This is a genomic window from Pseudomonas sp. BF-RE-21 (assembly GCF_019947305.1).
Taxonomy (GTDB): domain Bacteria; phylum Pseudomonadota; class Gammaproteobacteria; order Pseudomonadales; family Pseudomonadaceae; genus Aquipseudomonas; species Aquipseudomonas migulae.
Genome location: NZ_JAGYGF010000011.1, coordinates 84,477 through 96,852 on the forward strand (window position 1 = coordinate 84,477; position 12,376 = coordinate 96,852).

The 12,376-nt window shown below is 59.4% G+C and carries 14 protein-coding genes; 2 read left to right on the top strand and 12 right to left on the bottom strand.

Annotated features, from left to right (window positions below):
* Positions 1 to 81: 81 nt before the first annotated feature.
* The 11 genes from KGB25_RS10785 to KGB25_RS30385 form a co-directional block, all read right to left on the bottom strand.
* The gene (locus KGB25_RS10785) at positions 82 to 963 is read right to left on the bottom strand and encodes a transporter substrate-binding domain-containing protein (protein ID WP_008040217.1); all 882 of its coding nucleotides are present in this window, start codon (positions 961 to 963) and stop codon (positions 82 to 84) included.
* Positions 960 to 1,742, bottom strand: coding sequence for an amino acid ABC transporter ATP-binding protein (locus KGB25_RS10790; protein ID WP_008032517.1), 783 nt, complete (start codon positions 1,740 to 1,742; stop codon positions 960 to 962). Before KGB25_RS10790 ends, KGB25_RS10785 begins: the two co-directional genes overlap by 4 nt.
* On the bottom strand, positions 1,739 to 2,398 hold the full coding sequence (locus KGB25_RS10795) for an amino acid ABC transporter permease (protein WP_223434928.1): 660 nt from the start codon (positions 2,396 to 2,398) through the stop codon (positions 1,739 to 1,741). The genes KGB25_RS10790 and KGB25_RS10795 overlap by 4 nt, the downstream gene beginning before the upstream one ends.
* A complete protein-coding gene (locus KGB25_RS10800) occupies positions 2,379 to 3,044 on the bottom strand; it encodes an amino acid ABC transporter permease (RefSeq protein ID WP_008032519.1) in 666 nt (221 codons plus the stop codon). The genes KGB25_RS10795 and KGB25_RS10800 overlap by 20 nt, the downstream gene beginning before the upstream one ends.
* Positions 3,045 to 3,628: 584 nt before the next feature.
* Entirely contained in the window at positions 3,629 to 4,411 is a 783-nt protein-coding gene (locus KGB25_RS10805) for a MetQ/NlpA family ABC transporter substrate-binding protein (protein WP_008040224.1), read from the bottom strand.
* Positions 4,412 to 4,891: 480 nt separating this feature from the next.
* Positions 4,892 to 5,821, bottom strand: coding sequence for a sigma 54-interacting transcriptional regulator (locus KGB25_RS10810; RefSeq protein WP_192226693.1), 930 nt, complete (start codon positions 5,819 to 5,821; stop codon positions 4,892 to 4,894).
* A gap of 59 nt (positions 5,822 to 5,880) precedes the next feature.
* Positions 5,881 to 6,462 carry an alpha/beta hydrolase gene (locus tag KGB25_RS10815; RefSeq protein ID WP_223434929.1) on the bottom strand — a complete coding sequence of 194 codons (582 nt, stop codon included), beginning with the start codon at positions 6,460 to 6,462 and terminating at the stop codon, positions 5,881 to 5,883.
* Positions 6,463 to 6,747: 285 nt separating this feature from the next.
* Complete coding sequence (locus KGB25_RS10820; protein ID WP_003220570.1) at positions 6,748 to 7,149, bottom strand: ExbD/TolR family protein; 402 nt, start codon at positions 7,147 to 7,149, stop codon at positions 6,748 to 6,750.
* Position 7,150: 1 nt separating this feature from the next.
* On the bottom strand, positions 7,151 to 7,876 hold the full coding sequence (locus KGB25_RS10825; RefSeq protein WP_008045247.1) for a MotA/TolQ/ExbB proton channel family protein: 726 nt from the start codon (positions 7,874 to 7,876) through the stop codon (positions 7,151 to 7,153).
* 44 nt (positions 7,877 to 7,920) lie between these two features.
* On the bottom strand, positions 7,921 to 8,730 hold the full coding sequence (locus KGB25_RS10830; RefSeq protein WP_223434930.1) for an energy transducer TonB: 810 nt from the start codon (positions 8,728 to 8,730) through the stop codon (positions 7,921 to 7,923).
* Between the two features lie 120 nt (positions 8,731 to 8,850).
* Positions 8,851 to 8,976, bottom strand: a complete 126-nt coding sequence (locus KGB25_RS30385) for a hypothetical protein (RefSeq protein ID WP_263286185.1) — start codon at positions 8,974 to 8,976, stop codon at positions 8,851 to 8,853.
* A gap of 199 nt (positions 8,977 to 9,175) precedes the next feature.
* Between KGB25_RS30385 and KGB25_RS10835 the strand changes: the two genes are divergently transcribed.
* On the top strand, positions 9,176 to 10,096 hold the full coding sequence (locus tag KGB25_RS10835; RefSeq protein ID WP_223434931.1) for a LysR family transcriptional regulator: 921 nt from the start codon (positions 9,176 to 9,178) through the stop codon (positions 10,094 to 10,096).
* Between the two features lie 66 nt (positions 10,097 to 10,162).
* Here the strand turns inward: KGB25_RS10835 and KGB25_RS10840 are convergent, their stop codons facing one another.
* Positions 10,163 to 11,236 (bottom strand): fatty acid desaturase, encoded by a 1,074-nt coding sequence (locus KGB25_RS10840; protein ID WP_223434932.1) that lies wholly within the window; start codon positions 11,234 to 11,236, stop codon positions 10,163 to 10,165.
* 100 nt (positions 11,237 to 11,336) lie between these two features.
* Here KGB25_RS10840 and KGB25_RS10845 point away from each other — a divergent pair, with 100 nt between their 5' ends.
* Positions 11,337 to 12,341 carry an AraC family transcriptional regulator gene (locus KGB25_RS10845; protein ID WP_008034389.1) on the top strand — a complete coding sequence of 335 codons (1,005 nt, stop codon included), beginning with the start codon at positions 11,337 to 11,339 and terminating at the stop codon, positions 12,339 to 12,341.
* Positions 12,342 to 12,376: the final 35 nt, after the last annotated feature.

A 12,376-nucleotide genomic window follows, 5' to 3' on the forward strand; every position in this document is an offset into this window, starting at 1 on the left:
GGTGTCCCGACGGACGCGGTCCAATGTGGGAGCGAGCCTGCTCGCGATGGCGGCGGTGAGACCGCCGCAAAAGTTAAAGAATCACCCCTGCCACTTCCCACCTTCGACAATCACGCTCTCAGGCTTGGTGTCATCGCTCAATTCCTTGCGCACATACTGGTCGTACAGTTTGAGCAGATACTTCTCTTCACCCAGCTTCGCCAACTCGGCGTTCACCCAGTCACGCAGCTCGATGTTGCCTTTCTTCACCGCCGGCGCAATCGGCGCTTCTGCACCGAGTTTCTGATCCAGCACGCGGTAGCCAGGGTTCTGCTTGGCCCAGCTGAACAGCACCAGATTGTCCTGCGCATACGCATCGCCACGACCGTTGGCCAGGGCTTGCAGGGACTCGGAGTTTTTCTCGAACTTCAGCAGTTTCCAGTCCGGGTGATTCTTGGTCAGCCAGATATCCGCCGTGGTGCCGGTGGTGACGATGGTGGTGCGGGTCGCCAGGTCATCGAGGTTCTTCACTTCGCTGGCCTGTGGCACCAATGCCTGTACTGCAACTTTCAGGTTCGGGTTGGTGAAGTCCACCGCTTCCTTGCGCTCCGGGGTCACGGTCATGTTGGCCAGGATCAGGTCGACCTTGTCACTTTGCAGGAACGGAATCCGGCTCGCCGGTTCCACCGCGACGAACTCGACCTTGTTTTCATCGCCGAGCAGATCCTTGGCAAATTGGCGGCCGATGTCAGTATCGAAACCAACGTAACGCCCCGCTTCATTGACGAAACCAAACGGCGGTTTGTCAGTGAAAACGCCGACGATCAACTTGTCCCGCGCCTTGATTTTGTCCAGGTAGCTGGCCGGCGCAGTGCTTTCGCTGGCGACTTTCGGCTTCGCGGGTTCTTCGGTTTTGTTGCAGCCGGCCAGCAACGCGAGGCCGAGCAGTGGCAATAGCAGTAGAGAAGACTTGGCAGTTTTCATGGCAGTTCCAGTTCCTTTGTTTGAGTCGTTTTGGGTAGTGCGGCGACGTAGGAGAACTTCTCCAGGAACTGCTGCGCTCGTGCGGTTTGCGGGTTCGTAAAGAAAATCTCGGGAGGGTTTTGCTCAAGGATTCGCCCGGCATCCATGAACACGATGCGGTCAGCCACGGCGCGGGCGAACGCCATTTCGTGGGTGACAATCAACAGCGTCATACCTTCGCGGGCCAGGCCCTGAATGACTTCCAGCACTTCCTTGACCATTTCCGGGTCGAGGGCGGCGGTGACTTCATCGAACAACATGACTTTGGGGTTCATGCACAACGAACGGACGATGGCGATGCGTTGCTGCTGGCCGCCGGAGAGCTGGCGAGGAAAGGCGTCGCGCTTGTCCGAGAGGCCCACGCGCGCCAGCAAGGTTTCGGCCTGATCCCGGGCTTCACGACGCTCGCGCTTTTGCACCTTGACCGGGCCGAGCAGCAGGTTGTCGAGCACGCTCATGTGCGGGAACAGGTGATAGCTCTGGAACACCATGCCGATCTGCTGGCGCACTTCGCGCCAGTCGGTGCCTTTGTCCAGCAGCTCGCGGCCGGCAAATGTCAGGCTGCCGCTGTGCGCGACTTCCAACCCGTTGAGGCAACGCAACAGGGTACTTTTACCGCAGCCGCTGGGGCCGAGGATGACGATCACTTCGCCTGATTTCACCTTCAGGTCGATGCCGTCGAGCACTTGTTGCTCGCCGAAAAACTTGTTGAAACCCTTGAACTCGATCAATGCGCTCATGCTTGCGTCCAGCGCCGCTCCAGCACGCGCGAGGCGGCCGAGAGCGGGTAGCAGATGAAAAAGAAAAACAGGAACAGCGCGCCGTAGATCAGCACGGATTCGTAGGTGCGTTCGATGATCTGCTGGCCGACCTTGATCACGTCCACCACGCCGATCAGCACCGCCAGGGAGCTGGTCTTGATGATCCGCGTGTAGACGTTGATGGTCGGCGGGGTCATGCGTTTCAGCGCCTGGGGCAGCAGCACGTAGCCGTAGAGTTGCGGGCCGTTCAAGCCGATCGACAGGCCCGCTTCACGCTGGCCGCGTGGCAACGAATGCAGCGCGCCGCGCACCACTTCACCGACCTCGCTGGCGCCCCACAGCGACAGCACCAGCACCGCGCACCAGAAGCTCGGAATGCTCAGGCCGAAGATAATCGGCAGACCGAAAAACAGCAGGTACAACCAGACCAATACCGGGATCGCCCGAAACAGCTCCAGATACACGCGCAAAATCGCGTTCAGCCATTTCGAATTCAGCGTACGCAAAACGCCGTAAAGCACACCGCCGACGGTGCTGATGGCGATGCTCAGAAAGGAAATCGACAGGGTTTGCGCAGCGCCCTTGCTCAGTTGCGGCAACGACACCCACAACAACTCAAGACCCGAACTGGCCATGCTGGAGCCTCCTTTCCAGACGGCTGAGCAGCAGCGACAGCGGCAAAAACAGCAGCACGCAAATCAGCGTCAGCACGGCGAGCATTTCGTAGGTTTTGTAGTAGAGCGCGATGTAGCTTTTGGTGGTGTAGAGAATTTCCGGGACCGCTACGGCCGAGACCACGGTGGTCTCTTTGAGCAGGAAAATGAAATTGGCGAACAGCGACGGCAGGCTGAGGATGCCGGCCTGCGGCAGGATCACGTAGCGCAGCAATTGCCCGTGGGACAAGCCGATGGAGCGACCGGATTCGAGCTGCGCCTGGGGCACCGCATCCACCCCGGCGCGCAGCACTTCCGTGAGGTAAGCGCCGCCCAGGAACGTCATGGTGATAATCGCCGCCGTGAAGCCTGACACCTTGATGCCCAGCGCCGGCAAGGCGAAATACACGAAGAACAGTTGAATGAGCAGCGGCGTGTTGCGCGCCAGTTCTACGTACAACCCGACCAGGCGTTGCAGGTAAGGCGTGCGGAACACCAGGATCGTCGCGTTGATCAAGGCCACCAGCAGCGAGGTGCCGATGGCGATGAAGCCTACCTGCAACGTAACGCCCACGGCCTTGAGAAACGCCGGCAGGGTGCTGAGGATAAAAGCGTAATCGAAGTTCATTAAACATCCTGGACGCCGCTCGGTAAGCGACGGTGGCGCAGTCCATGGGCGGTGGATAACCTCCCGGCAGGCACCGACTTTAAAGGTATAAGAATCGGAATTTAAATACCGTTAAAGCATATTGATATCACGCAAAAAACTATCCGGTGAATTTGCCGAGAAGGAGGAAGACGACTATTTTCCTTTTCGCTGTAGGAAGGATCTTTTTTTCGAAATAGCCCTCCAAGGACGCACAGCTTTTGGCCAGACTCCCGGCCGAACCATCACAAGGAAGAGAACATGGCTGACGTAAAAGTACCGCAACGGCTTGATCCGCAAGACATCGTGAAGCTGCTGGTGGCGTTGCGCAGGGCATTGAAGGCCAGGGCGGCCTAAGCCTCCGGAGCACGCCTACCCCCTGTAGGAGCGAGGCTTGCCCGCGAAGGCGTCCGGCCTGATACACCGCGTTGTCTGATTCGCCAGCAAGCCGGCTCCTACAAGAGGCTCGCTCCTACATTTGGAATGTGCACGCGCAATAAAAAACGCCGACGCTATTGCTAGCCGTCGGCGTTCGAAACCTTGAAGGGGTTTAATGCTGCGTCCAATCAGAACGCCGGCAGTACGGCGCCGCTGTATTTCTTGGCGATGAAGGCTTTCACTTCCGGGCTGGTCAACGCCTTGGCCAGTTTCTGGATGGCTACGCTGTCCTTGTTGTCTGGACGAGCCACCAGGAAGTTCACGTAAGGCGAATCAGCACCTTCGATCACCAGCGCATCTTTAGCCGGGTTCAGACCTGCTTCCAGCGCGTAGTTGGTGTTGATCAGGTCCAGGTCAACCTGGTCCAGAACGCGCGGCAACATGGCCGATTCCAGTTCCTTGAACTTGAAGTTGTGCGGGTTCTTGGCGATGTCTTTCGGAGTAGCCAAAGCGTTTTTCGGGTCTTTCAACTCGATCAGGCCAGCCTTCTGCAACAGCAGCAGAGCACGACCGCTGTTGCTGCCTTCGTTCGGCAGAGCGATGGTCGCGCCGTTTGGCAGGTCAGCCAGTTTTTTGTACTTCTTCGAGTAGCCACCGAACGGTTCAACGTGAACGCCGATCACGGTCACCAGGTTGGTGCCTTTGCCTTCGTTGAAGTTTTTCAGGTACGGCAGGGTCTGGAAGTAGTTGGCGTCCAGACGCTTCTGGTCAACTTGTACGTTTGGCTGAACGTAGTCGGTGAACACTTTGATTTCCAGGTCCACGCCTTCTTTGGCGAGGGTTGGCTTGATCAGCTCCAGAATCTCGGCGTGTGGGACCGGGGTCGCCGCAATTACCAGTTTCTCGCCAGCCTGGGCCAGGCCCGCGGTCAGGGCAGCCGCCAATGCGGTGAACAACAGAACCTTTTTCATGCAGTGTCCTTATCGAAAATCACGGTCGTCATCGACGACGGCTTGTTTAGTACGAGTGCCAGTGAAGTGCTATCGCTGGCGTGAAGCGGACAATACCGGGATTTTTTATTCCCGAACAATATCTTTTATTCACTTTCATATTCCATTTTGTTCATACAGCTCTAACTCACGTGTTGGCTGCATTTCGCCACACCCACCTGTAGGAGCGAGGCTTGCCCGCGAAGGCGTCCTTCCAGAAAATCCGTGTCGTCTGGTTCGCGAGCAAGCTTCGCTCCTACAAGAGCTCGGTGTGTTCTCGATCTGTAGGAGCGAGGCTTGCCCGCGAAGGCGTCCTTCCAGAAAATCCGTGTCTCCTGGTTCGCGAGCAAGCTTCGCTCCTACAAGAGCTCGGTGTGTTCGCGATCTGTAGGAGCGAGGCTTGCCCGCGAAGGCGTCCTTCCAGAAAATCCGTGTCGCCTGGTTCGCGAGCAAGCTTCGCTCCTACAAGAGTGCGGTGTTTTTGAGGAGTTGTTTGAGGGCGGCTTGTTCGGTGGCAGTGCCTTTGGTGAGGATGTGCCGGAGCTGCTGCTCGATCTGCGTCAGCGGCGCTGGTGCTTCGGGCAGGTTCAAATGTTCGGGCAGGATCTCGTCGCCAGTGCTGACCAGCAATGCAAAGTGGATGACGTTTTCCAGTTCCCGGGTGTTGCCCGGCCAGCTGTGCTGTTCCAGCAACTGCTGCGCAGCTTCGCTGATCAGCGGCACCGGCAGGTCCAGGCGCTGGCTGTAGATGCCCAGGAAGTACTCGGACAACGACAGGATATCGCCCACCCGCTCACGCAACGCCGGCAGTTCCAGCTGACCTTCGCTGAGGTAGTGATAAAGCCGCTCATGGAATTTCCCGGCAGCCACGGCTTGCGCCAGATCAATGCTGGTCGCGGCCACGAGACGCACATCCACCGGGCTCGGTTGATGCGCGCCGACGCGGGTGACTTCGTGGTTTTCCAGTGCGGCGAGCAACTTGATCTGGATCGGCAGCGGCAAGTCGCCGATCTCGTCCAGGTACAGCGTGCCGCCATTGGCCGAACCGAACCAGCCAGCACGACTGCTCGCCGAACCGGTGTAACTGCCAGCGGCATAACCGAACAATTCGGCGTCGGCGTAGGTCGGGCTGATTGCGCCGCAATTGACCGACACGAACAACCCACCACGATCACTGGCGCGATGGATGTGCCGCGCCAGCAGTTCTTTACCACTACCGGTTTCGCCACGGATCAACACGGAGATCGAACGTGGGGCCAGTTGCTCCAGCTCGGCGCGCAATTGACGCGAGCGCGGATCGACGAACACCAGCGCCTTGGCGCGGATGCTCAGCGGACTTTTTTCTGCGTCGGGAAAGGTCAGCAGTGGCTGACCGAAGGCTTCAAAACTCATGGCAGACTCCCGCCCAAAACCGCCGGGAGACGGGGGGCGATGTTAAAAAAAGAAAAGGTTCAAGCGCGGCGCAGGGCGTGATGTTCCATGCGGTTTTGCAGGCGATACAGATAAGCAAAACCCTGCTCCCAGCGCTGATGACCGGACTTCACGTTGATGTGTCCGGCACCCGACAGTATTCCTGCCTCGGCGCCCCAGTTACGTGCCAGTTCCAGCGCACGCGGTGCGCTGACAGCGGCGTCGTTGTCGGAGCTGACCACCTGGCTCGGGAACGGCAAAAGGCTCGTCGGAATCGGTGCGAAGTTGCGCAAGGCTGGCGCGCAGGCCGGCCGCTCGACGTCTGCCGGTGCAACCAGCAAGGCACCGCGCACCTGGCGCAAAAAAATCAGCGGGGCAGTGGCCGCCCAATGCGCGACCGTGATGCAACCCAGGCTATGGGCAATCAAAATCACCGGCGTGCTGTCAGCGGCAATCGCCTCGGCCAATGCCGCCACCCAGTCTTCACGACGGGGCGTCAGCCAATCGGCCTGCTCCACCCGCGCGCTGTTCGGCAAGCTGTTCTGCCAGTGGCTTTGCCAATGATCTTCTGGCGATCCTTGCCAGCCCGGCACAATCAGATAGCGAATTGATTCGTTGCGCATGGGGGAACTCTCCTGCTGCGTGTCTGTTCCTGATCGAGTATAGGGAGGAGAGTTATATTCGTTAAGGAATAAGAAGCTATTTATTAAGACCCATAAAGAATATGAGAGGCGCACGACCTGTAGGAGCCGGCTTGCTGGCGATGGCGGTGTGTCAGACAACATTTTCATTGGCTGGAAGGACGCGATCGCCAGCAAGCCGGCTCCTACAGGACCGTGGGTTTTCTTGAGGCATAAAAAAGGGGCCGCACCCTGCCAAGGAGACGGCCCCGGAAAATCGAAAATCGGTCAGCGTGCGGTAATCACCGACAACTTGGTAATCCCTGCCCGCTCAATCGACGCCATGGCTCGCGCCACTTCGCCGTAATTCACCCCGTCGTCCGCCTGCAATTGCACACGCACTTCGGGATCCTTGGCCTTCGCCGACTTGAGGTTGAACTCCAGCAAGTCCGGCTGAATTTCGTCCTTGTTGATAAACAGTTTTCCGGCACCGTCGATGCTCACGACCAGCGGGTCCTTCTGCTCCACCGGCGCCACGGCCTCGGTCTTGGGCAGGTTGATCGGGATCGCGTTGGTCAGCAGCGGCGCGGTGACGATAAACACCACCAGCAGCACCAGCATCACATCCACCAGCGGTGTCACGTTGATCTCGCTCAGCACCTCATCGCTGTCTTGCGTGGAGAAAGCCATCTCAGGACGCCTCCTTCACTTTCTGCGCGCTGCCCGATGCGGCGGTTTTATGCGCCGTCGGATGAATCAGCACACGGAACGAACTCTTCTGCGCCAGGCTGTAGAAGTCATGGGCGAAGTCATCCAGGTCCGCCGCCGTCAGTTTCAGACGACGCAAAAAGTAGTTGTAAACCAGCACCGCCGGTACCGCGACGGCGATCCCCACACCCGTTGCCACCAGCGCCGCGCCAATCGGCCCGGCCACGGTTTCCAGGCTGGCGGAGCCCGCTGCGCTGATTCCTTTCAACGCCTCCATGATTCCCCACACAGTGCCGAACAAACCAATGAACGGCGACGTACTGCCAATACTTGCGACCACCGCCAAACCTGTTTCCAGCGAGCGGCGCTCACGCACGATCTGCTGACGCAAAGCACGCTCAAGACGATCCTGATGGTTGATCGCCTGGCTCAAATCCGCCGCTTGTGGCGCCTCCCCTACCTGTATTGCCGCATAGCCGGCCTGGGCCACTCGGGCCGCCGCGCCGGGCTGGGTCTCGGCCAGCTCCGCCGCCGAATCAAGGCTCGACGCCGCCCAGAACTGCTTATGAAACTTTCGGTCCTGCACCTTGAGACGGCCGAACTGCACGCCTTTGAGCAGCGCCAGGCCCCAAGTTGCAACGGAAAAAACCACCAGCAGCCAAATCACCGCGCTTTCGATGGATTCAAGTGGAGATGCCAGTAACGTCATGATGAGTTCCTCGTGTAAACGTTTCGCGCGAATTTGGTTGCGGTTTAATGAAGCTTGAAATCGATGGGCACGCTGACCCACCCGTCCTGGGCGACCTCACCCTGCTTGGCCGGCACGAAACTCCAACGTTTCACGGCATTGATCGCCGCCTCGTCGAGGGAATCGCGACCACTGCCTTTCTGGATCTGAATCTCACCAGGCTTGCCGTTGGCCAACACATGCACCCGCAATAACACCGTGCCTTCCCAACCGCGACGCACGGCTTGCGACGGGTATTCCGGCGCCGGGTTTTTCAGGTACGCGGCATTGGCCGAGGCAGGCGTCACCGGCGCGGGCGCCGGTGGTGCAGGTGGCGTCGAGGCCGCGACAGGGGCTGCCGGTTGTGGCGGCGCAGGCGGTTGCGGGGCGACTTTTTGCACCGGTTTCGGCACAGGCTTGGCGACCGGCTTTGGCTTGGGAATCGGTTTCGGTGGCGGCGGCTTCACGGCCAGCTCGTCTTCCACCGGCGGCGGTGGCTCGACCACGGGTTGCACCGGCTGCGGCGGTGGCGGCTCGACCACGGGCGGCGCCGGACGCGAGAATTCAATCGTCATCGGCGGAATTTCCGGCGGCACGATCGGCAATGCCTTGGTCGGCTGCTGATTGACCCAATAGATGACTGCGCCATGTACCAGCAGCGCCAGCACACCGAGCAGAATCGTTTCCCGGCGACTCAGAATGCCCTTGGGCGCACGCTGCAAACGCAGCTGCCCCAAGGGCACTCGGTGCACCCGGCCGAGGTCGACCAACTCGCCACCCGGCGCCTGGCGCCACAGCACCTCGTGTGCGCTGGCGGCGGTCTGGACATTGCCCATTGCTTAACTCCCTGCGGTCTCTTTGCGGATAACCGAAACGTCGTGCCAGACATCCCCCGACGACGTATCGATGGGTGAATCATTGAGGCAGACGCTTATCTCAGAAAGTAATCTTTAAAGTTATGCATAGACCAAAAACGAATATAAAAGACCGCCCATCGACTCCAGGCCTTGCCCGGCAAGGGCTGCGGGCAACAGGCGGAAATCACATGCTTTTAAGGCATCGAAAATATTCACCAAAGGCATGATTTCGGGACCATTTTCACGGCCACGAGGCCTTGGCGCCGGCAATCGGGCGGCAGGGACAACGCTCTATTGATATTCTTTTATCATCTAATAGTTATTTGATTGCTTCGTTGACGGAATAAGCGATTACCTTTAAAAAACCTCAACCACGCTCGTCGCACATGCCATCGAGGTCGTTTCAGGATGCCGGGAAAAACCTATGGATCTTCGTCAGCTGCGTTACTTCATTGCCCTCACCGAACACCGAAGTTTCGTACGGGCAGCCGACGCCATGGGCATCACTCAGCCGGCATTCAGTCGTAGCATTCAAGGGCTTGAACAGGAATTCGGCTGCGCACTGGTGGACCGTGGCAACAAGGACTTGCGCCCCACGCCGGAAGGTCAGGTGGTGCTGCAACATGCGCTGACGCTGGTACAGGGCGCGGCACTGCTCAACGCCGAAGTCACGCAAATGACCAAGCTCGACGCCGGTGAACTGCGGTTCGGCTGCGGCCCGGCACCGGCGGTAAAACTGGTGCCGGATGCGGTGGCGCAATTCATCGGTGCCCACCCGAAAATACGCACCTGTTTTCAGGTGGATAACTGGGAAAAACTCAGCCGCGCCCTGAGCCGTGAAGAGATCGAATTTTTCATCGCCGACATCCGCCATTTCGAAGCGGATCCGAACTTCCAGACCCGAGCGTTGACACCCAAACGCGGTGTGTTTTTCTGCCGTCCGGGGCATCCGCTGCTGGCCAAGGAAAGCCTGTCGACCAACGACATGTTCGATTACCCGCTGGCGACCACGCAGATCCCGCCGGGTATTCGCAAACTGCTGGCGAACCTCAGTGGCCGGATCGATTTTTCACCGACCATCGAGACCGAGCATTTTCCGGCGCTGGCCAGGATCGTGCTGCAATCGAACGCCATCGGAGTAGGCACGGAAGAAGCGTTTGTCGACGACATTGCCGACGGTTCACTGGTGCTGCTGCACTGGCGAAACCTGCCGCCGCACATCGAGAGCATGAGCGTGCGGTGCGGGATTGTCAGCCGCACGGGGTTCCGGTTGTCACCGGCTGCGCGGGCGATGATCGAGACGTTGGTGGCGGTGGATAAGCAGGATGTCAGCGTCGCGGTTTGAACAGAACGACCGCTTTCGCCGGCAAGCCACCCCCCTGTAGGAGCTGGCTTGCCAGCGAAGAGGCCCTCAGACACGAACCCCCTCTACAGCCTGCGCCTCAATCTCCTCTTTACGCACAAACCGGTTCGCCCGCCCGAACGTCCCGAAATCATTAAACCGCACACCCATCTCGCGCATCACCTTGTGCGCCACCGGCACGGTCAACTGACGGATGTAAAACGGTTCCTTCACCACAAAGTGATGGATCCCGTGGCTGCTGCCGAAATTGAAGCAGAACGCCTGCAACGGCCACATCCACCACGGGTTCAGTACCTGGGTTTGCTGGATCACGTTCCCCGGCTCCACATCGCCGTAGTAATGCATGTTCGAGCTGACAAAGTGCAGGCAAAACGTGCGCAGCACATTCGGGCCGATGATCACCACTGCCGCGATATCGATCACCTGCATCACCGAGAGCGTGGTCGCCGACCATTCAATCGGTGCTCCCAGCAGATGGGCGACGCCGTTAGCGGCGTGGAAGCCGAGAAACAAGTACCAGGCGCCCCAATGCACCAGCGCGAGCGGCGCATAGACCTTCAGCGCACGCTTGATGATGCTGAACTTGTGGGTCCAGGTCTTGGCCCGCAGCATGCGGATGAACGCCGACATCACGTTGTCGCCGACCATCAACAGCCGCGCAAAACCCCAAGGCTCGCCGTTGGTGATCGCGCGCTCTTCCATGTCGGCTTCAGTGCCGGACACCTTGTGGTGATTGAGGTGCAGATGCCGACGAATCCACGGGTTGATCGTGCTAGGCCGCGCCAGCCACACCAGGCCCATCATCAGGTTGTGCGGCACGCGCTGCTTACGGAAGTACATGCTATGAATCAGGTCGTGTTCCAGCTCGTGGGTCAGCGACGCAAAGAACGCGTTGAGCAGCAGACATGCCCACCAGGCCATGTATCCGCTGATGTACAGCGCTGCCGAACCGATCATTCCCGCCAAAGCAAAGGCCAGAATGCCCGCGCCCAAGGCGTCCTGATGGTTGAGAATCGGGTAGCGTTTACGCAGTTCGACGCCTTTGGCCAGCACCACTTCGCGAATATGCGCAGATCGCTGAGCTGCATTCAGTCGCTGGGGACTTGCAGAAATACCGTCCATGCTTCCATCCTCTGGTTATTGATGTTCGCATCCTGCCGTGTGAACCTTCACAAGGCGGTAGCCCTGGACGCCAACCTGTTGACTGGAAGCGCCAATCAGCATGACTGAACCGACCTCCCTCGCCAGCTGGACCCGCGCCCTGCGCAAGCAACTCGATGCGCTGGGCCTCGACAGCACCGCGCTGTGCCACCAGGCGGGGCTCGACCCGCAATTGATGGACGACCCGAACGCCCGTTACCCGTTGTCCGGCACTACGCGGCTGTGGGAAATCGCGGTGCAGGTCAGCGGCGATCCGGCGATCGGCTTGCGGGTATCGCGATTCGTCAGCCCGACCACCTTTCACGCACTCGGCTATGCGCTGGTGGCCAGCGGCAGTTTGCGCGAAGTGTTCGAGCGCATCGTGCGTTATCACCAGGTGGTCAGCGATGCCCTGGATCTTGAATTGAGCCGCACCGAGGATCGCTATCGCTTCCGCCTGAAAATCCCGCCAGGCAACCCGGCGCCAGCGTTCGAAGCCATCGACGCTTTCACCGCGATTTACGTGCGCACCTGCCGCAACCGACTGGGCCGCGACTACGCGCCGCTCGCGGTGTACCTGCGTCGCCCGGAACCGGCCGACGCGCATCAATGGCACAAAGTCTTCCGCTCACCGGTGCACTTTTCGGCCGACGAAGACCGGCTGGAGTTTGCGCTGGTGGACTTCGACAGTCACTTGGACGACGCCAACCCGGAACTGGCCGAACACAACGAAACCGTACTCAAACGCACGCTGGCGCAGCTCAAACCGCTGACCTGGGAGCGCAAGGTCCGCGACGCCATTGAAGAGCAACTGCCCGAGGGCGAGCCCAGCGCAGAACACATCGCCAAGGCCTTGCACTTGAGCTTGCGCAGCCTGCAACGGCATTTGGCAGACGAGGGTTGCCGGTTTGACACGCTGCTCAATGAAAGCCGTGAAAACCTTGCGCTGCTGCACCTGCGCGACCCGCAATGTTCGTTGAGCGAGATCAGTTATCTGTTGGGGTTTGCGGATACGAGCAGTTTCAGCCGCGCGTTCAAGCGCTGGACGGGGATGACGCCGGGGCAGTTTCGGGATGGGTTGCGGTGACAGGATTCTAAAGGTGTGCTGAATGTTCCGGCCTC

Bases quoted from the DNA above. Each gene is read 5' to 3' on its own strand.
- KGB25_RS10790 (WP_008032517.1), bottom strand. From the start codon at position 1,742: ATGAGCGCATTGATCGAGTTCAAGGGTTTCAACAAGTTTTTCGGCGAG.
- KGB25_RS30385 (WP_263286185.1), bottom strand. From the start codon at position 8,976: ATGCCTTTGGTGAATATTTTCGATGCCTTAAAAGCATGTGATTTCCGC.
- KGB25_RS10795 (WP_223434928.1), bottom strand. From the start codon at position 2,398: ATGGCCAGTTCGGGTCTTGAGTTGTTGTGGGTGTCGTTGCCGCAACTG.
- KGB25_RS10785 (WP_008040217.1), bottom strand. From the start codon at position 963: ATGAAAACTGCCAAGTCTTCTCTACTGCTATTGCCACTGCTCGGCCTC.
- KGB25_RS10825 (WP_008045247.1), bottom strand. From the start codon at position 7,876: ATGACGTTACTGGCATCTCCACTTGAATCCATCGAAAGCGCGGTGATT.
- KGB25_RS10810 (WP_192226693.1), bottom strand. From the start codon at position 5,821: ATGAGTTTTGAAGCCTTCGGTCAGCCACTGCTGACCTTTCCCGACGCA.
- KGB25_RS10845 (WP_008034389.1), top strand. From the start codon at position 11,337: ATGACTGAACCGACCTCCCTCGCCAGCTGGACCCGCGCCCTGCGCAAG.
- KGB25_RS10830 (WP_223434930.1), bottom strand. From the start codon at position 8,730: ATGGGCAATGTCCAGACCGCCGCCAGCGCACACGAGGTGCTGTGGCGC.
- KGB25_RS10800 (WP_008032519.1), bottom strand. From the start codon at position 3,044: ATGAACTTCGATTACGCTTTTATCCTCAGCACCCTGCCGGCGTTTCTC.
- KGB25_RS10840 (WP_223434932.1), bottom strand. From the start codon at position 11,236: ATGGACGGTATTTCTGCAAGTCCCCAGCGACTGAATGCAGCTCAGCGA.
- KGB25_RS10815 (WP_223434929.1), bottom strand. From the start codon at position 6,462: ATGCGCAACGAATCAATTCGCTATCTGATTGTGCCGGGCTGGCAAGGA.
- KGB25_RS10835 (WP_223434931.1), top strand. From the start codon at position 9,176: ATGGATCTTCGTCAGCTGCGTTACTTCATTGCCCTCACCGAACACCGA.
- KGB25_RS10820 (WP_003220570.1), bottom strand. From the start codon at position 7,149: ATGGCTTTCTCCACGCAAGACAGCGATGAGGTGCTGAGCGAGATCAAC.
- KGB25_RS10805 (WP_008040224.1), bottom strand. From the start codon at position 4,411: ATGAAAAAGGTTCTGTTGTTCACCGCATTGGCGGCTGCCCTGACCGCG.